The organism is Bacteroidota bacterium (genome assembly GCA_016713925.1).
Taxonomy (GTDB): Bacteria; Bacteroidota; Bacteroidia; order AKYH767-A; family OLB10; genus JAJTFW01.
On record JADJOH010000008.1, the window covers coordinates 942,661 to 962,245 of the forward strand.

The 19,585-nt window shown below is 41.9% G+C and carries 13 protein-coding genes; 11 read left to right on the forward strand and 2 right to left on the reverse strand.

Translation table 11 applies throughout. The features are described from left to right. Positions 1-6: 6 nt before the first annotated feature. The 5 genes from IPJ86_17790 (at position 7) to IPJ86_17810 (ending at position 9,317) form a co-directional block, all read left to right on the forward strand. On the forward strand, positions 7-279 hold the full coding sequence (locus IPJ86_17790) for a hypothetical protein (GenBank protein MBK7889072.1): 273 nt from the start codon (positions 7-9) through the stop codon (positions 277-279). Beyond that, on the forward strand, positions 213-4,415 hold the full coding sequence (locus tag IPJ86_17795; protein MBK7889073.1) for a hypothetical protein: 4,203 nt from the start codon (positions 213-215) through the stop codon (positions 4,413-4,415). The genes IPJ86_17790 and IPJ86_17795 overlap by 67 nt, the downstream gene beginning before the upstream one ends. Before the next feature lie 66 nt (positions 4,416-4,481). Next, positions 4,482-4,862, forward strand: a complete 381-nt coding sequence (locus tag IPJ86_17800; protein MBK7889074.1) for a hypothetical protein — start codon at positions 4,482-4,484, stop codon at positions 4,860-4,862. A gap of 19 nt (positions 4,863-4,881) precedes the next feature. Next, positions 4,882-6,795: a hypothetical protein gene (locus IPJ86_17805; protein ID MBK7889075.1), complete on the forward strand. Its 1,914-nt coding sequence runs from the start codon at positions 4,882-4,884 to the stop codon at positions 6,793-6,795. Further along, on the forward strand, positions 6,684-9,317 hold the full coding sequence (locus tag IPJ86_17810; protein ID MBK7889076.1) for a T9SS type A sorting domain-containing protein: 2,634 nt from the start codon (positions 6,684-6,686) through the stop codon (positions 9,315-9,317). Before IPJ86_17805 ends, IPJ86_17810 begins: the two co-directional genes overlap by 112 nt. 21 nt (positions 9,318-9,338) lie before the next feature. Here the strand turns inward: IPJ86_17810 and IPJ86_17815 are convergent, their stop codons facing one another. Together IPJ86_17815 and IPJ86_17820 are read right to left on the reverse strand one after the other, a co-directional pair. Continuing rightward, positions 9,339-10,598: a M20/M25/M40 family metallo-hydrolase gene (locus IPJ86_17815; GenBank protein ID MBK7889077.1), complete on the reverse strand. Its 1,260-nt coding sequence runs from the start codon at positions 10,596-10,598 to the stop codon at positions 9,339-9,341. Continuing rightward, on the reverse strand, positions 10,595-11,341 hold the full coding sequence (locus tag IPJ86_17820) for a hypothetical protein (protein ID MBK7889078.1): 747 nt from the start codon (positions 11,339-11,341) through the stop codon (positions 10,595-10,597). The genes IPJ86_17815 and IPJ86_17820 overlap by 4 nt, the downstream gene beginning before the upstream one ends. A gap of 470 nt (positions 11,342-11,811) precedes the next feature. Here IPJ86_17820 and IPJ86_17825 point away from each other — a divergent pair, with 470 nt between their 5' ends. From IPJ86_17825 to IPJ86_17850, 6 genes are all read left to right on the forward strand, one after another. Further along, entirely contained in the window at positions 11,812-14,037 is a 2,226-nt protein-coding gene (locus tag IPJ86_17825) for a TonB-dependent receptor (protein ID MBK7889079.1), read from the forward strand. After that, entirely contained in the window at positions 14,034-15,056 is a 1,023-nt protein-coding gene (locus IPJ86_17830; GenBank protein MBK7889080.1) for an HmuY family protein, read from the forward strand. The genes IPJ86_17825 and IPJ86_17830 overlap by 4 nt, the downstream gene beginning before the upstream one ends. 83 nt (positions 15,057-15,139) lie before the next feature. Continuing rightward, positions 15,140-16,000, forward strand: a complete 861-nt coding sequence (locus IPJ86_17835) for a hypothetical protein (protein ID MBK7889081.1) — start codon at positions 15,140-15,142, stop codon at positions 15,998-16,000. Then, positions 15,981-16,325, forward strand: coding sequence for a T9SS type A sorting domain-containing protein (locus IPJ86_17840; protein ID MBK7889082.1), 345 nt, complete (start codon positions 15,981-15,983; stop codon positions 16,323-16,325). The genes IPJ86_17835 and IPJ86_17840 overlap by 20 nt, the downstream gene beginning before the upstream one ends. A 135-nt stretch (positions 16,326-16,460) precedes the next feature. Then, the gene (locus tag IPJ86_17845) at positions 16,461-17,063 is read left to right on the forward strand and encodes a thymidine kinase (GenBank protein ID MBK7889083.1); all 603 of its coding nucleotides are present in this window, start codon (positions 16,461-16,463) and stop codon (positions 17,061-17,063) included. A 9-nt stretch (positions 17,064-17,072) separates the two neighbouring features. Beyond that, positions 17,073-19,568, forward strand: coding sequence for a bifunctional UDP-N-acetylmuramoyl-tripeptide:D-alanyl-D-alanine ligase/alanine racemase (locus IPJ86_17850; GenBank protein MBK7889084.1), 2,496 nt, complete (start codon positions 17,073-17,075; stop codon positions 19,566-19,568). Positions 19,569-19,585 lie beyond the last annotated feature (17 nt).

Here is a 19,585-nt window from a genome sequence, read left to right on the forward strand (position 1 = left end):
GAAAACATGAAAAAGATCCGACTTCTTTTAATGATTTTACTCTTGATTACGCTTTACCATTCAGGATATACACAATGTACTGGCGGTACATCCGGCGGTGCAATTACTCCTGGTTTAGCCTGGCAATCTGTAAATACTGTTGGAATTAACGGTGGGACATACCGGACATTTAATGCAACTGCAGGTCAGACATTTTATTTTAGCTTTTGCGGGTGGACGGTGGGAGCTCCACTTACGATACGCAGATTTCGATTCTGGATAATGCAGGTGTTCCTGTAGCCGGTGGGTATAATGACGATTTTTGCGGAGTTCAATCTTATCTCGCCTGGACTTGTCTCACTACAGGAACCTACCGAGTTCTGGTCAACCTTTATAATTGCGCTGCTCAAACAAATCTTGGTACGCTCGTTTATAAAAATTCCGCTGCGTTAACTTGTCCGGGTAACCTGGGAGGTGGTGTGACGAACGTTGCAGCACTACCCTATGCATCCGGTGCCGGCACAACCTGCGGTTCAGGAAATGACCTTACTGCAAGTAATGTGACCGCCTGTGGTAGTACATCTTATCTGGGTGGCGAAGACAGAGTATGGATTTTTACGCCTGCGGCTACCGGTACCGTTAGCATCAACCTCACTTCAGGCGGTAGCTGGAATGGTTTAATGCTTTATCAGGGTTGCCCGCTGAATGGTCAGGGTGGAACTTGCGTTGCTGTTTCACAAGGTTCTGCAGGCAATCAGGCGCTTTCGGCCTGTTTAACAGGTGGTATAACCTATTATCTGATCGCAGATGTATTTCCTTCTCCTAGCTGTAACGCCTATACGAATCTCACCATTTCCGCACCGGTTCCCGCCGGTGGTTGCCCTCTTGGAACAGGAGTAGTAAACGTACCCGCCTTACCCTATACATCTACCGGAAGAACTACCTGTGGGAAAGTCAATGATCTGACGGCTGCCAATACCCTGATATGCGGTAACACAAGTTATCTGACCGGCGAAGATGAAGTCTTTGTTTTTACTCCTGCAACAACGGGAAATATAACGATCAGTTTAACTTCAACCGGTAGCTATACCGGGATTATGTTATACAGAGGATGTCCGGTAACTGCTTCCTGCTCCGGAACAGCCAGTACCTGTGTGGCCTTTGAACAGAGTTCTACCGGGGGGAAATCCCTTTGTGCCAATGTCACCGCCGGACAAACCTATTATCTTATAGTTGATTCCTGGACCGCACCTTCCTGCAATCCTTATGGTATTTCAATTACTGCTCCAGCATCTGTTTTGGGTGGGGCAACTTGCGCCAATGCCGTAAATATCCCGTCGTTGCCCTATACTGTTTTAAATGAAAGTACGGCCTGTACAGGAAATGATTATACCAACGCGAGCACCGGATCTTGTGGTACCTTATATGAATCCGGAGAAGATAAAGTATATCAGTTTACTTCTGCCGGTTCGGAATGTATCTCTATTACCTTATCCGGAACAAGTTCTAATTCTATCGGCTATCAGGTTTACAGCGGATGCCCGGGAACAGCAGGAGCAACTTGTATTGGAAGTAACGGAGGTGCAAACAGCGGTTCGCTGACAGGTTCTGTGGTTTTGCCATCCGCAGGTACTTATTATATTGTTATTGATAGTTGGGCACCTCCTACAAATGTATCTTATAATATTTCCATAACATCTTATGGTAGTGGCGCTTCAAATGATTTGCCTTGTAATGCAACACCCGTCATTCTTGGAATTCCTCTGTCTTCTGCTAACAACTGTTCAGGAGGAACGGGTGAACCCAATCCTACATGTTGGATAACACCAAATGTCAGAAATACAGTTTGGTTCTCCGCACAGGCTCCCGCATCCGGGCAGCTCCGTATAAGAGTTATCCCGGGTTCCCTGACTAATCCGCAGGTAGCCCTTTATTCCGGACCATGTGGTGTAGCAATGACGCAAATTGGATGTAATGATAATGCCACAGCCTGTGGTACCACAACGAATTATAGTTCTGAATTATTGGTTACCGGACTTACATCCGGCCAAACCTATTATATCGTTGTAGATGGTTATGCTAATCTTACCGGTGCATTTTCGGTATTGGCAATGGATGGTACTTTGCCGATTCCGCAATTATCAAACGGCCAGGATTGCGGAACCTATCTTCCGGTTTGCGATACCACAATGAGTTTTGGAGATCCGGGTTTTCAATCTTTCGGAAACATCTGTGATTTTACCGGAGGTGGTGCGAACTGTTTGCTGAGCGGCGAAAGAGGCTCCGTATGGTTTGAGATTCCAATTAATGCAAACGGTTTTTTAGAGTTTTCAATTATACCTAAAGACTGGCCCGGTGCACCTAGTACTGCAGGAACAGATTATGATTTTGCAGTGTGGCGTACGCTCGGTACAGGCGCTGTTACCTGTGCTCAAATTGCAACAGGCGCAGCTCCTGTAGCGTGTAATTTTAATTTTCTTGGATTGACCGGATTGTATAGCGCAACAGCTAATACAGCTCCTGCTCTCTATCCCGGTTTTGGTCCTGCCTTTAATACCCGCTTGCCGGTGGTAAATGGCGAAAGATATGTGTTGGTCGTAAGTAATTTTTCTAATAGTACCTCCGGATTCGATATCATTTTCGGTAATACATCACCGATACTTTATGGTTCTTCCGGTAATGCTTCTGTGTGGTCGGGTGGAGTAGATATTGACTGGTATAAAAAAGATAATTGGGGCGGGTGTCCTGTACCCACATGTACCAGAGATGCGATCATCAATGGTGGTATTGTTTTACAACCAACTGTTACCGGTATTGCCACATGTAAATCAATTCTCATCAACCCCGGTGCAGTACTTACCATTCCAACCGGACAAACACTGAGTGTCTGTGAGAATTTTACCAATTTCGGAGTACTTTCGGCAGCTACCGGTTCAACAGTTTATTTTGGAAATGCAGCCGTCAATCAAATTATTAATGGTAACCTCAGTGGAAGCAATGCTTTTGGAAATCTAACCATTACTAAAACCGGTGGTATTGTATCGATGCTTCAGAATACTGATGTGAAAGGTATATTTAATAACAGTCTTGCTACTTCTACTTTTAATGTGAATGGTAAAATTCATAAAGTAGCCGGTAATTTTAACAATGCAGGAACTTACAATCCCGGTGGAGGTACACTGGAACTGAATGGAGCACTGGCGCAAACGTATTTTAATGCCGGAGTGATTAATAATCTGGTGATGAATCATCCCGGCCCGGGAGTCAGCCTCCTTACAAATATGAATATTGGGAACACCGGTGTTGTTACACTAACTAACGGTAGAATTATTACAACTGCAGCTTATGAAGTCAGTGTAAGCAATCGCACGCCTGCTGCCGTTAGCCCCGGAAATGTAAGCAGCTTCGTGCAAGGGTTTTTGAGAAGATATATTAATGCAACCGGTTCCTATGACTTCCCTGTAGGCGAAGCAACAAAAGGTTATCAGTTGGCGAATATGAATTTTGCCTATCCCGGAACGCCAACCAGTATTGATAATTTAAGAGTGAATTTTAATCCTTATGCGGTATTACCGACACCGCTGGGTATTGCAGAGTGTGGAGTTACCTATTCTATTAATGCATTGAACAATGGCAGATGGACTTTTGTAGCTTCTAATAATCCTACATCGGGTAATTATGACCTTACACTGTATAATACTAATTATTCAAATGCTGCAAATGCCTGGACGATCATGTCGAATAATGGTGGCGGATGGGCATTGGCGAATGGAACATGCGTTGTTTCTCCGGTGACTGCAGTTAGGAGAAATAATATGAATAATATGTTTGACTTTGGTACGGCTCAGGGACCAAGTGCTTTGCCTGTGGAGTGGTTATCATTTACTGCAGAGGGGTATTCGGATTATAATACTATCAAATGGACTACAGCCAGCGAGACAAATAATAGTGGTTTTGAACTTCTCCGATTAAATGAAAGCACTAAATCATTTGAGCAAATTGCATGGTTGGAAGGCGCCGGCACAACGAATAAATATGTGCATTATGAATGGAAGGATTATAACGTTTTACCCAATACTGACTATTATTATAAATTGCGTCAGCTTGATTTTGATGGAACTTACAACTATTCAGAGATAGTTCATGTCCGCTATGATTTCACAACCTCAGGGAGTCTGGAAGTAATTCCCAACCCTGTTTCCTCTGATGCTAAATTGCGTTTTCTATTGACTGGCGATTCGGATGTTCATATTGTGCTGATGAATGAGTTGGGTAAAATTGTAGCGGATAAAGAATTTACAGGGTTGAAGCAGGGGGCTAATGAGATGAACCTTTCTCAGATTCAAAGTCATTTGGAATCCGGTTTGTTTACAGTAAAATTATATACTAATATTGCTTTTTATTCCTGTAAGATGCTGGTTATTAATATAAAATAGGGTTTTTTCTTTTTAGGCTAAACCTTACATTTTACTTTTCGTATGAGTGGTATCAACCCACCATACATGAAACCTGTTTACCAAATTATGCTTGTCTCCCAGCTCTTACTGGCCGGAAATTCATTTTCCCAGAGTTTTGATACTATCGGAATAAAAAAGGCTGTTCGGGATAGGGTGCTGGAAGTGCCCAAAATGGAAGCCGTTAAAACGCTCTCGATTTTTAAAAGTCGTATCCGTGAACTAAATGAAGTGAGTTTTGAAGGCTTTTGTGAAAGTCGCCGTCTGCTATTTTTAAAAGCGAGTGATGCCGCCTTTGCTGTTGTTGAAGAAGAGCTTTTAAAAATGAATATGACTTATTATTTAAAGAAAGGAGCCTCCTTGCAACAAGCGAAACAGGCATGTGATAATCAGTCAGAAGTGGAGAATAGTTTAATCATTACCGAATAATCAAACATTATTAGAATTTATGTGGAAGAACATCATCTTAACGATCAGTATATTCTGTTTCGTTTCTCATTCGGAAAAGGCAAAATCGCAATGCATTGGCGGTACGAATGCCGGCGCAATAAGCCCTGCGGCAGGTTGGCAAACGGTTGCTAACGTTGCCGGAGGTACGTATTATACTTTTAATGCCACCGCCGGTAATGTATATTATTTTTCTTTTTGTGGATCCGGTGGAGGCTCTTTTTATGATACTGAAATAACCATCTTAAATAATTTTGGCAACCCGGTTCAATATGGTTTTAATGATGACTATTGCGGAGCAGCTTCCTATGTCGCCTGGAATTGCCTGAATACAGCATCCTATCGTGTGCTTCTTACAAAATATCAATGTGCATTGCAAACAAATATGGGGACACTCGCTTATCGTGGAGGTGCCCCTGCCTCCTGCCCAACCGGCTTGGGAACAGGTGTGGTCAACGTAGCTTCCCTTCCTTACACTAGCGGAGCAACATCTACAAACGCTCAAGTAAATGATATTACCTCTGAGAATATTAATTATTGCGGATCTGCCAACAATTATGGCGGTCTTGATCGCGTGTATGTCTTTACCCCCGCTACGGGAGGAACCGTAACAATAAATTGTAATAACAGTGCCAACAGAGCCAGTTTGTCGGTTTATGAAGGATGCCCGTTACTCGGTAACAATTCAGTTTGTGTAGGCTCTTCATATGGAAACGGAAACAGATCGGTAGTGGCATGTTTGAAGCAAGGTGTTACTTATTATGTGGTAGTGGACTCCCGTCAACCCACAAATAATTTTAATTATACACTAACGATTTCAGCACCCGTGGTAGCGGGCTCCTGTGTGATTGGCACAACTGTGCCTGTTGTGTCACTTCCCTATTCATCTACCGGTCGTACGACTTGCGGAAAAGCCAATGATATTACTGCAGCAAATGCAGAACCTTGCGGAAATAGCGCTTACCTCAGTGGTGAGGATGAAGTTTTTGTTTTCACGCCTTCCAGTTCCGGAAGAATTACTTTTTCACTAAGTTCTTCCTCTACAAATACAGGAATGTTTTTAATTCAGGGTTGTCCTCTCACCTCCTTTTGTTCAGGAACAGGGAATGTATGTATTAATAGTGAAACAAGTACTTCCGGAAATAAAACCATGTGTGCCGATGTTGTAGCGGGAAGAACGTATTATCTTATTGTAGATTCATGGGGAGGTTGTAAGCCCTATAGCATCCAGATTTCTACTCCTTCTTCCAATCTGACCGGCGCTACCTGCGCGCAACCCGTTGTGATACCCTCATTACCTTATGCCGCTAATGGAGAAAACACCGCTTGTATGGGGGATGATTATAATAACTATAGCGTGGTGACCTGCGCTTCTCTTTTTGAGTCAGGTGAAGATCGTGTTTATCAATATACAGCAAGCCAGGCGGAATGTATCAGTATTTCGATTTCCGATGCAAGTACTAATAATATTGGCTATCAGGTGTACAACGGTTGTCCCGGTACCGCCGGATCCGTTTGTATTACCTCCGGTGGTGGTGCGTTTTCAGGAGCATTATCCGGGAGTATAACTCTTCCGGCAGCAGGTACTTATTATATAATAATTGATACCTGGGCAGATCCCCGAAATACTGAATACAATATCAGTTTTAATTCATTTACAAATGCTGTACTAAATGATTTGCCATGTGATGCGATTGAAGTGTCAGTGGGTGCGAGTATTTCAGGTGATAATAGTTGTTCCTCCGGTAGCAATGAACCGGCTTCTGCATCCTGCTGGACAGTTTCCAATACGATGAATACGGTTTGGTATTTTTCACAGCTCCGGCTTCCGGTTCGACTATCGTACGAACACTTCCGGGTTCTTTACGCAATACGCAAATCGCTGTGTACTCAGGAGTGTGCGGCAGTACGATGAGTCTTGTAGCCTGCAATAATGATGCATCACCTTGTGGCAATATGATATACAATACCCCAACGTATATGTCGCAAGTTTCACTGACAGGATTAACGCCAGGAGTTAAATATTATATTGTTGTAGATGGCACTGCTGCCTATACCGGGACATTTGGGTTAATGGTAGTAGACGGTATCTCTGCATTACCACCGGTTGTAGGTCAGGAATGTGCAGTGCCCTTGCCCGCATGTAACGATACAATCACAGTGGGAGATCCCGGCTTTCAGTCTTTTGGAAATACCTGTGATTTTCCGGGAGCAGGTTTCAATTGTTTGTTAACCGGTGAAAGAGGATCAGCCTGGTATGAACTTCCGATTCTTTCAAATGGAACATTAGATTTTAGTATTGTCCCTAATGATTGGCCCGGTTCACCAAGTACGGAGGGAACGGATTATGATTTTGCGATATGGAAAATTTCCGGTACCGGCGCGACCTCCTGTAGCGGCATTGCCGGTGGAGCAACTCCACTGCGATGTAACTACAGTGAGTTAGGTATTACCGGCTTGAACGGTGCCTCAAATAATATTGCTCCTGCACAATATCCCGGATTTGAAGCCGCTTTTAACGCAGCATTAACTGTAACTGCCGGTGAGAGGTATGTACTTTCAATCAGTAATTTCTCCAACAGTATTTCCGGTTTTACGCTGGTTTTCGGTACGGCAGCGCCGATAGATTTTGCAGGGAGTCCTGCTACAGTCTATTGGCCAGGCGGTGCGGATAATGATTGGTTCAAAGCGGCCAACTGGGGCGGCTGTGCTATTCCTTCCTGTACCATAAATGCCGTTGTGCTTTCTGCTACTGCTAATCAACCATCCATAGATGCAGCAGGTGCTGTTGCCCGTTCACTTACCATTGAAGCCGGTGCCACACTTACACTCAATACCGCTCAAACGCTGGAAGTATGCGGAGATTACCAAAACAAAGGTACATTTAATGCAAGACCAACATCAACAGTAATTTTTAATGGCAACGGCACTCAAACCGTAAGCGGAGTGCTGACCGGAGCAAATGATTTCGTAAACGTTGAAGTGAATAAACCCTCCGGTGTAGTAAATATTGCTGATAATTTGGATGTGTCCGGAAATTTCTCAATAACCGGTGCTAACAGTAGTTGTAATGTGCAGGGAAATTACATGCGCCTTAATGGTAATTTTTCTAATGCTGCAGGTACATTCACTCCCGGATTGAGTGGATCATTAGAATTTATCGGTACTGCCGCACAACAATATACCAATATCAACGAACTTGAAAATGTGATTCTGAATAATTCCGGTGCCGGTGTAAACCTTTTATCGGATATGGATATCAGTACCACAGGAACATTGCAGTTGAATCTTGGAAAAATCGTTACCAATGCCTTTGAAGCAAATGTCCTGAATGATGCATCAGCTGCTGTATCCACCGGAAATGTGTCCAGCTTTGTACAAGGATTTCTGCGTCGAAAACTTCCTTCAGCAACTTCATTAAATCGTATACTTGATTTTCCTGTCGGACATAGCGCCACAGGGTTTCAGCGAATTAATCTCTCTACTTTTAATGGTAGTGATCCTGCTATTCAATCCTTAAGAGTTCATTTTTCTCCATTTGTATCTACATTACCTCCCGCTCCCGGCCAGGATCCTTCCTGTGCGATTGCTTACAACAGCACTGCATTGGATAATGGATTCTGGACGGTTGATCCGCAAGGTTCAGGAACGGCTGCTATGCATATTACGTTGTATAATCTTTCCTATACCAATGCGCAAAGTTCCTTTACGGTGTATCGCCAGGAAGGTGCAGGCGCCTGGACAATTCCTGCAATAACAAATGGTGGCTGTGTTTCTCCTCCTGTTACTGCAGTATTGCGCAATGGCATTAGTCAAACTTTCACTGCCGGAACCACTATCCAATTGGCAACAGCACAGGGTACATCGGTTTTGCCCGTTAGTTTGATTTCATTGGAAGCTGAACCAAATATTACAAACATAATTTGTTCCTGGTCTACAGGTTCAGAAGTGAATAATAAAGGCTTCGAAGTACAACGTGCCATTCATCCCGAACATTTTACAACAATAGGCTGGGTAGAAGGAAAGGGAACAGTGAATACATTATCCGATTATAAGTTTGTGGATAAAGATGTGAAAGCAAATACAGTTTACTATTATCGTTTAAAACAGCTAGATTTTGATGGACAGGCAACCATGTCTGTTATTGTGGCAGCCGTTTTAAAAGATCAGGGCGTTCTGGTGTTGGAAGCTTTTCCAAATCCTTACAAGGAAGTGACAAGCATAGGTTATATTTTATCCCGTACCTCTATGATTACCATTGAAGTCAGTGATATGAACGGGAAGTTGGTAAAGCGATATCTGCAAGGGCTACAGAGCCCGGGTCAATATACAATGCCATTTTCTGCAAAGAGCAACGGTTGGTCTGCGGGAACTTATATGGTGACCGTATGGTGTGATGATCAACGCTATCAGTTGCGTATAGCCGAAAACGATTAACGTTTCTAAAACATTCTTCTTTTATAGAGTTCGTAGAAATGCGTCAAAAAGCAGGAAGACCTCTTTGAATTTCGTTAATGGAAGAGTTTCCGCTCTGTCGTAAATATCATGATAGAACGTGACTCCTCCTAAGGTATAACAGAAAAATCCCGGAACACCAGCTTCTGTAAACCAGTAATGATCACTGTTGGCGGCCTTGCCTCTTTGTCCGAGTTTTGGAAGATAACCGTGAATAGTATTAATGGAATCCAATGTCTTAAAGGAGGATGGGAATTCAGTAGCATTAACCACCATCATGCCTTCATCGCCGGTACCCATTAAATCCAGATTAAGCAGGAACCGTATGTTGCTCAACGGAAGAACAGGATTCTCAGTATAATATTTAGAGCCGACAAGACCGGCTTCCTCTCCGGCAAATGCTACAAATACCAACGTGTAGGGCTGTTGATTTTTTTCCTGTGAAAAATGCCGGGCCAGATTCAATAACATCGCAATTCCTGATGAATTATCATTGGCACCGGGAAAATAAGCGGTTGATCCCATCCTCCCCAAATGATCGTAATGCGCTGTTAAAAAAATCAAAGAATCTTTTTGCTTGTTTCCTTCGATCATACCAATGACATTGGCTGTTTTGTAAGAGGAAAGATGCTTTGAACAAATGTTAACCTGTATAGTATTTACATCTTTTTGCAAACTGGATTTCAAAACGATAATCAAAGGAACAGTATTTATATCCTGACTGACGGACCACGTTAATTTTTTTGATGTCAGAAAAATTATTCCTTCTCCTCCTGAAGGTGTTTCCGTAAGCTTTCTGCAATCTTCGTGTGTAATTTCATTTCCGGCAATGCTGGTATCAATCAGCAGCCATTTTCCTTTCAATTCATCTGCAGGATATAACCACGGACTCTTTGTAATTCTTTTAACGGGATAAGTACCCTTGCAGGTTGATGTTCCCGGATCAACAATAAAATCCTGTCCCGGAATTAAAGCTTGGTTATTTATTGAAACATCCATACACCCCGGAAAAGTATTTACCGGAAATGAAAAATTCTGAAAGTAACTTTTTGAATTTAGTGGTTGAAGCCCTGCTTTTTTGAATTGACCGGAAATATATTTTGCAGCATTTCGGTCGCCATTTTTTACATAACCTCTTCCGTGGTATTTTTCCGAAGTGAGTTCGTGAATGACTTCACGGGCATATAAACTATCCTGTGCACAAAGGAGTGAATAAGGAGTAGAAGTGAATAAAAAGAAAATCAGCCCCGGGAAAAATCTCATGCGTTAAATCTTCTTTTGATCAACTCTTCAAACTGACGGTATCGGGAAGAATCTTTCTCCCATTGAAACTTTACTGCAAGTGTTTCAGAAATCATTTTTTCCGCTTCTTTATACTCCAACATGCTATTCAACTGATCAATACATTGGTGGTAGAACTGCTGATTGCCTTGAAAAAGTTCATTGATAAATGAAAATCGTTCGTTGATACCAATAGATTGTTTTAAATCTCCTAAAGGTTGATGTTGTAATTTTTCACCCAAACTTTTCTCTGTTCTTGCACGGGTGATCTTATCACCAATGGTTTCTGTGGCGGCATATTTATTCGCAATAGTGGAGGGCTCATCATACAAAGCCGCAGCTCTTAATTGCTGAATGCGTTCTTCGATGGTCTTGTGCTCAATAGCCTTGCTTTCCTGTTGAATAACTTCAGGATGGTCGTTGGTTGATGACTCTATTATATGAACCGGAATTTCAACTTTAGAGTTAAAATGGTTTTCATTCGTTTCTTTGGTTTCATCCAATGTTTCCGTATTTGTCAGCTTACTAGTTGTCGATGAAATTATTTCCCTGGAAGGTTCATGTTGTGAAAATTGATTTCCCGTCATCACCGATTGAATTTGGGAGATCAGGCTGTTTTGTGCAGCTATCGAACTTTTAATTGAATTTTCAATTACCGGAATTGCTTCTTTTTCCGATTGGCTATCTGCCTTCACACCACTGTCATCCATTCCGGGTATAGTCAAAAATTTTAAATAGATTTTTCGCAGGGTCTCTTTGATAATATCCTGTTCAATAGAAGGAAACTCATGTCCGTGCTCCGGTAGGCGATTGACCAGAAATTGGAGTTCATTAATTAATTGAAGAATTTCTTTTTTTCAACCTGCTTATTTTCAGACATATGTTTCGTTTATATTATTATAACGCATCCATGCGTTTCCGTATTTACAAAAATGCAATATTTTTTTGCGTTTCTCTTTTTTTCAGCAAAGAGTAATTAACAAACTACTAATGAATTTCCATCATACACTAAAACTAGCTTCAGTCGCTAAAAATTGTATGCCTGGGATTTTTTATCGAACAACACAGCACTAAATTGGATTTTTCTAAGATGCTATAAATGTCATTCAATTGTCAGATTTGTATTATTATGACATTGCTCACTTCAATCAGATCAATTCAACAGGCATGAGCACTGTACTTTTGCCAACGGGATATGAGAAAGATTTCATTTATCATTATTTGTTGCTTGCTGGGAAATTTGTATTTTTCTAATGCTCAGAATGTAAAGTTGACAAATACAGAACGAAAGCCGTTGGAAGGTGCTATCGTTCAATTCTCCTCATTGTCACAACCGGAAAAATCCGCTATAGTCATTTCAAATTTTAAAGGAGAAGCCTGGGTGCTTGGACTCCCTTTTCCTCTTCTTCGAAGAATTAATCTGATGGGTTTTTTGGAGCGGGTAGACACTATTCCATCCGCAACCGGTATAGCTGTAGTAGTGCTTACTTCCGCGCCTAGTCAATTGGGAGAAGTGACAGTGACCGGGAATCATTTGCCCGGATATCAAAAAAATGCAGTGGTGCCCGTTCAGGTGATTCGTCGGGAAGATATCGAAAGAAGGGGGGCTGTCACGGTTCAGGATTTATTGACCCAGGAACTGAATATGAGAATTTCGTTTGATCCTGCACTGGGGAGTAGCTTAACCTTGCAAGGTACTGGTGGCGAACATATTAAGATTCTTGTTGATGGTGTGCCGGTGATTGGACGTCAAAATGGAAATATTGATCTCGGACAATTGAATCTGAGCAATATAGAGCGTGTGGAAGTAGTGAAAGGTCCTATGTCGGTTTTATATGGGACAGATGCATTGGGGGGAGTGATTAATCTCATAACCAAAACACCATCTAAAGAGAATTGGTCTCTTTCAGGTGGTTCATTTTATGAAAGTTCCGGTCAGTACAATGTTGAAGGTAGCGCCAGCCTGGGCTTGAAATCAACGGCCATTTCTTTGAACGGCGGAAGAAATTATTTTGATGGTTGGGATCCTGTTGATGAAAGTGGCAGATCCTTTCTTTGGAATCCGCGGGAGCAATATTTCGGTTCCCTTAAAGTAACTCAACGGTTGGGGGGTCTTAAATTGACATTAAATTCTTCTTATTTTACGGAAGAGATTATTAATAAATCTGAACCTACTGTTACTCCATATGTCGCTTATGCCACGGATCAGTACTATACTACAACCCGTTGGAGCCATCAGTTGATAGCAGATAAAAAATTTAACAACTTTTCTCAACTCAACTTCACCGGGGCTTACTCCAATTATAAATATGTAAAAAATACGTATCGTAAAGATTTAGTAGCCCTTTCTGAACAACTGACTGCGGATAATCTGGATGATGATACCACAGTTTTTAATGCCTTCTTTACCAGAGTAAATCATACCCTTTCCGGAAAAAATTTAAAATGGAGTCTGTTGTCAGGATTGGATTTTAATTATGAGCAAGGTAAGGGTAAAAAAATCGACAATAGTGAGCATGCCATGTATGATATCGCTTTTTATTCCAGTTTCGATTATAAGCTTTTCGACAAACTGACACTTCGTCCTTCCTTCAGAGCAATTTATAATTCTCAATTTGCGGCACCTATCATTCCTTCCTTCAGCCTGATGTATGCTCCCGGGAAATTTATGACGGCAAGAGCCTCAGTCAGCATGGGCTATCGTGCACCATCGTTGAAGGAACAACATTTGTATTTCGTAGATAATGGAATTCATAATGTGCAGGGTAATCCTGACCTGATTGCTGAACGATCTAAGCAGGCCATGGCTTCCGTGGAATTCAAAAAGCCAATCGCTGATTTTGTATTTTCTGTTGAGCCCGGTTTCTTTTACAATGAAATAAAGAATAAAATTTCATTAGTGCAGTTTGATGCCAACAGTACACTTTATACCTATGTCAATCTGGACAACTTCAGTAGCAGAGGATTTGAACTTAAATCCCGACTTTCCCATAATAAATTCAGTGTGCAGGGTGGTGTCGCTTTCACAGGTACCCTTGGAACATTTGATGGAGATGTGGAACAACCCGAAGTGGCCTGGTATCCCGAAGTCAATGCCTCCGCTGATTATAAAATTTCAAAAAGTAAAACTACACTATCCGTGTTTTGGAAATACTTCGGTCAAAGACCAGTGTTCCTGATGCAATCCGATGGTGCATTGGCTCGTTTTTCAAATGAATCATTTAGCATGATGGATGCATCACTACAGCAACCAATTTTAAAGGATCGAATCGCATTGACTCTCGGTGCCAGAAACTTACTGGATGTTACCAATGTGCGTTCGGTGATGACAGGTGCTGCACACAATGGTGGCGGAGATGGTCAATCGCCCGTAGGAATGGGGACAACGTATTACGTGAAACTTAATATTACATTTAAATGAAGCAGCTGACACTACTTCTTGTGTTACTTGCTCTTGTTTCTGTCTCCTGCCAGAAAGAAGATGAAGCGATCGTATTGCCTCTTCCCGGTGATGTCTTGCAACTGGTTGCTCCCATGGGAAGTAACTATGATGATCAGGTCTACGTGAGTTTATCGAAAGGGAAAATTCATGTGATGCCCTATCGTAACTATGACCTGGCCTTTGAAGCTTCCACTCAAGGATTTCATATTTACCTCAATGGCGCTAAGTATATGTTTGCCTCTAAAACAACCACCTCCGACTTTTTTCTGGCAGACTCCTCCAATGCCAATTGGTGTGTGGATGCAGAACAATTGTACGCTGATAGTACTGCCATCGGAAACTGGTGGGTGCAGTCCGCTGCGAATGTGACGGGTTTAAGTAATGTATTTATCATTGACCGGGGAAGAATGGATCATAGTGGAGCCGGCCGTTTTCGGAAGTTACAAGTGATGGCGGCGGATGATGTGCATTATGAAATCCGATTTTCAAATTTGGACAATTCGAATGTAACGGTGATGAATATACCCAAAGATCCAGCGTATTCTTTGATGTATTTTTCCTTTGAGAATAATGGTACTGTGGTTCAACAAGCTCCTCCATCGCAAGATTGGGATTTCGTATTTACAAAATATACCCACGTGTATTTCGATGAGCCCTTAAACAGCCCGTATCGTTATTATCCGGTAACCGGCGCCGTGTTGAATATCTGGAATCAGGTTTCCGGGTCTGTGATGAAGAAAGACTCCACGCCCAATTATGTCCCATTTGATCAGTTTAAATATGATCTTGTTGCAGGAATGCCATTTACGACCAATGCGGATGTGATTGGATTCGATTGGAAATCTTATGATTTTAACAGCAGCCGTTATTTTATAACCCCTGATCTTTATTTTGTCCTGAAAGATAAAAATGGATACTATTTTAAAATGAGAATGATTGATTTCTACGATGGGAGTGGAAATAAAGGAACAATAACTCTTGAATACCAACGCATATAACAAATAGCACAATGAAAATATTTAAAACAACTATCTTAATTATTACACTCCTAATAGGGTCCATTCAGAGTAAAGCCCAGGTGGTGTCAGATCTAGTGTCTATACAGCAAGGATATACCAATCAGGTTTTCTATAGTATGGGAAATGGTGAGTTGAGTAATGTGTCCAATACCGATTGGGATGTGGCCTTTCAGATCAGAGGATTTCCTGCCTCTGTTCTTATCAACTCAAAAAACAATGTTCGCCTCTGGAAAGCAAATAAGGATGTGTCGCAATGGTCAGCAATGTCCTATGCAGATACAACGGGCATCGTGAGCAATCCTGCCTATGAATTACTCAATTCAGATACCAGTTGGGACTATGGTGCGTTCAATATTACCAACGATACGGCAAATGATTTTGATCTGGGTTGGGGTACGTATGATCCCTTCTCGCACATTGTAACGGGAGACTCCATCTATTTTATTAAGATCGGTGCAGCGGATTATCGTAAATTAATGATCATTTCACTCAGTGGAGGTGTTTATAATTTTAAATGGGCCAATCTCGACGGAACAAATGAAATTACTTCAAGCCTTGCCAAATCGAACTTTACCGGAAAATATTTTGGCTATTATTCGTTGGTAAATAATGTCTCTATTGATCGTGAGCCGGTATACAATACCTGGGACCTGACTTTTTGCCAATATATGGCGGTATCTCCGGTTACATATAAAGTTACAGGAGTCCTGAGTAACGATAGTGTTTTTGTAGCGAAGGCCTTTCCCGTTGACACGGCCATCTCCGGTGCAGTGGGTTATACATTTAATGAGGCTATCAATACTATAGGTTATGACTGGAAAGCGTTTGATTTAAATTCCAGCACATGGATGATCTCGGATTCACTTGTGTATTTTGTGACCGATCGTCAGGGAAGTACGGAAAATGGTCTTCACCGGTTTTGATGGATCCAGTACAGGAATTTTCTACTTCAACAAAGGACCTGCAACGACTACCGGTTTGTTTGAAACTTCGGCGGTGAAGTCTTTTGGCGTTTTCCCGAATCCTGCCCGTGATTTCGCAACAATGATCCTGCATACAGAACAAACTGAAGAAGCAATAGTCAGTATCATCGATCTGAATGGTAAAACGGTCCACCAGTTTAGCACGAATTTGAATGCAGGTCTGCAGAATGTTGGTTTGGACTTATCAAAATGCAAGGCGGGTCTCTATCAGGTGGTGGTCAGACAAGGCGATCAGTTTCAAGTGAACAGATTATTAATTGATTAGTTATAAGTTGTTTTAGCAAAGGGCTGTCGGAATTTTCGATGGCCCTTTCTTTTTTCAACTGAATTGAAGAGGTTATTAACAATTTGCCGGACATGATGGCTACAAGCTTTAAATTAGTTGCCGATATACTGAAGAATGTTTCTTGAACAAACCAAACGCGATCTGCCCAAAAGAGGTTGGATTGAAGTAATTGCCGGCTGTATGTTTTCCGGAAAAACGGAAGAACTGATACGTCGGCTGAAAAGAGCAAAAATTGCCCGTCAGCAAGTAGAGATTTTTAAACCCTCTATTGAATTGCGTTACGATGAAGTAAATATTGTTTCTCATGATGCCAATGCGATTCAAAGTACTCCGGTGCCTGCTTCTTCCAATATTCTTCTCTTAGGGCATGAAGTGGATGTGATCGGGATTGACGAGGCTCAGTTTTTTGATGATCAACTGCCCTATGTTTGTGAAACACTCGCCAACAGCGGGACACGTGTTATTGTTGCCGGACTGGATATGGATTATTTGGGAAAACCTTTCGGACCAATGCCTCAGCTTTTAGCAATAGCTGATTATGTTTCTAAAGTACATGCTATTTGTATCTCTTGCGGTGACCTTGCTACTCATTCTCACCGCCATGTGAAAGATTCTTCATTGATCCTTCTGGGGGAAAAAGAAAGTTATCTTCCGTTGTGCAGATCGTGCTTTGTTAGAGAACAAAAAAACATCGCCATGGAGAACCAAATTGCTTAGTTCATAAGAATGTCGCATCGTTTATTTCAGTTGGATGAGATTGCCGCTGTTATGCATGCGGAAGCTGTCCTTCAATTACCGGCCCACCCCGGAATTACACAGCTAATTACCGATAGTCGTAAAGTAGTAAGCGCTGATCAGAGTCTTTTCTTCGCTATAAACGGTGATCGGCATGATGGGCATGAATTTATCGCTGATTTATACGGCGCCGGTGTCCGCTCATTTGTTATTACCCGTAAAGAATCAATTCTCCCCGGTGTTGAAGCCAATTATCTTATTGTAAAAGATGCATTGGAAGCCATGCAGGAACTTACTGCCTGGTACCGGAAACAATTTCAGGTTCCGGTGATAGGTATAACAGGCAGCAATGGAAAAACCATTGTGAAGGAATGGTTGTATCAATTGCTCCGGGAGGATTTTAATATAGTGAGGAGCCCTAAGAGTTATAATTCTCAGGTCGGTGTTCCGCTCAGTGTTTGGCAAATTACTGCTGAAAATAATCTCTGCATTTTTGAAGCCGGTATTTCAAAGGAAGGGGAGATGAGTCTCCTTGAGAAAATTATTCATCCAACAATTGGTGTTTTTACCAATATAGGGACGGCCCACGATGAGAATTTTTCTGATCTGCAATTGAAGATCAGAGAGAAGTTAAAACTTTTTAAACAGGTAAGCAAATTAATTTACTGTCGTGATTATGCCGGTATACACGATGCCGTTTTGAATGATGGTATACTGGAACCTTCCGTTTCTGTCTTTACCTGGTCCAGAAGGAGTCGTGCTGATCTTCAGATAGGTCGCGTAAACAGAAAGGAGCACGAGACAGAAGTTCAGGGGATTTTCAGGAATGAGTTTATCAGTATCAGAATCCCCTTTACCGATGATGCTTCCATAGAAAATGCCATCCATTGCTGGTCCTTAATGCTCTTCCTGGAAGTAGCGCCCGATGTGATTACCGAAAGAATGGAATTGCTTAGCCCGGTAGCAATGCGACTGGAAATGAAAGAGGGAATTAATAATTGCTCTGTTATAAATGATTCCTATAACTCGGATCTTGGTTCATTGACCATTGCACTCGATTTCATGAATCAGCAAAAGCAACACCGGAAGAAAACAATTATTCTAAGTGATATTTTACAGAGTGGTAAGGATGAAAAATTTCTTTACAGACAGGTCGCAGATTTGTTGCAACAGAAAGATGTGACGCGCCTCATTGGAATAGGAGGAGCAATACAACGACAGCAGGAGTTTTTTAATCTGGAAAAGCAGTTCTATAAAGATACCGACGATTTCCTGGCAGAGTTAAACTATGGGGCATTCAACAATGAAACCATTTTAATTAAAGGGGCACGTTCCTTTGGTTTTGAAAGAATTTCCCGGGCATTGCAACAAAATGCGCATGAAACAATACTCGAAATAAACCTCAATGCCATCATTCATAATCTGAATCTTTTTAAATCTCGCCTGAAACCGGAAACAAAGCTGATGGTGATGGTAAAAGCTTTTTCGTACGGCAGCGGTAGTTTTGAAATTGCCAATGTTTTGCAGTTTCACAGAGCAGATTACCTCGCTGTAGCTTACGCTGATGAGGGAGTGGAGTTGCGTAAATCAGGAATTACTTTACCGATCATGGTGATGAATCCGGAAGAGCAAAGCTTCGATGCCATGATAAGTTATAAGCTGGAACCGGAAATTTATAGTTTCAGAGTACTGAATCATTTTACAGAAGCACTCCGCCGCCGTGGCGTAGATCCGGGTGCCGGTAGATTTCCTGTGCATCTTGAATTTGATACCGGTATGAAACGCCTGGGATTTGAAGAAAGTGAACTGAATGAATTGATTGTTCGGTTGAAAAATAACAAACTGATTCGCATTGCCTCCGTGTTTTCTCATTTGGTTGCCAGTGATGAGCAGGAACATGACGTATTTACCAGAAATCAAATTGACTTGTTTAAAAAAATGAGTGAGTCGCTGATTTCACATTTTAATTATCCCGTGTTGCGTCATATCCTTAATTCTTCGGGTATCCTTCGCTTTCCGGAGGCGCAGTTTGATATGGTACGGTTGGGCATAGGATTACATGGTATTGCCGCCACAGTTCATGAACAACGTCAGTTGCAAATGGTAGCAACTCTTAAAACTACTATTTCTCAGATTAAACAGGTGAAAGCCGGTGAAACGATCGGTTACAGCAGGAAAGGCGTCGCTTTGAAGGACATGACCATTGCTACTGTCGGTATTGGTTATGCAGATGGATTAAGTCGAAGGTTGAGTAATGGTGTCGGGCGAATGCTCGTACTTGGTCAATATGTACCTGTCATTGGAAGCGTTTGTATGGATATGACAATGCTCGATATTTCGGGTATCCCTGCCCGTGAGGGAACTGAGGTGGTTGTTTTTGGTCAGGAACTTTCTATCCTGGATATCGCCGGACAAACAAATACAATCCCTTATGAAGTGCTGACAGGCATTTCAGAAAGAGTCAAGCGCGTTTATTTCCATGAGTAAGTCATTTTCTGAAAAAT

Coding starts and splice junctions, on each gene's coding strand:
- IPJ86_17800 (MBK7889074.1), top strand. CDS start 4,482: ATGAAACCTGTTTACCAAATTATGCTTGTCTCCCAGCTCTTACTGGCC.
- IPJ86_17825 (MBK7889079.1), top strand. CDS start 11,812: ATGAGAAAGATTTCATTTATCATTATTTGTTGCTTGCTGGGAAATTTG.
- IPJ86_17805 (MBK7889075.1), top strand. CDS start 4,882: ATGTGGAAGAACATCATCTTAACGATCAGTATATTCTGTTTCGTTTCT.
- IPJ86_17845 (MBK7889083.1), top strand. CDS start 16,461: ATGTTTCTTGAACAAACCAAACGCGATCTGCCCAAAAGAGGTTGGATT.
- IPJ86_17815 (MBK7889077.1), bottom strand. CDS start 10,598: ATGAGATTTTTCCCGGGGCTGATTTTCTTTTTATTCACTTCTACTCCT.
- IPJ86_17790 (MBK7889072.1), top strand. CDS start 7: ATGAAAAAGATCCGACTTCTTTTAATGATTTTACTCTTGATTACGCTT.
- IPJ86_17840 (MBK7889082.1), top strand. CDS start 15,981: ATGGTCTTCACCGGTTTTGATGGATCCAGTACAGGAATTTTCTACTTC.
- IPJ86_17850 (MBK7889084.1), top strand. CDS start 17,073: ATGTCGCATCGTTTATTTCAGTTGGATGAGATTGCCGCTGTTATGCAT.
- IPJ86_17830 (MBK7889080.1), top strand. CDS start 14,034: ATGAAGCAGCTGACACTACTTCTTGTGTTACTTGCTCTTGTTTCTGTC.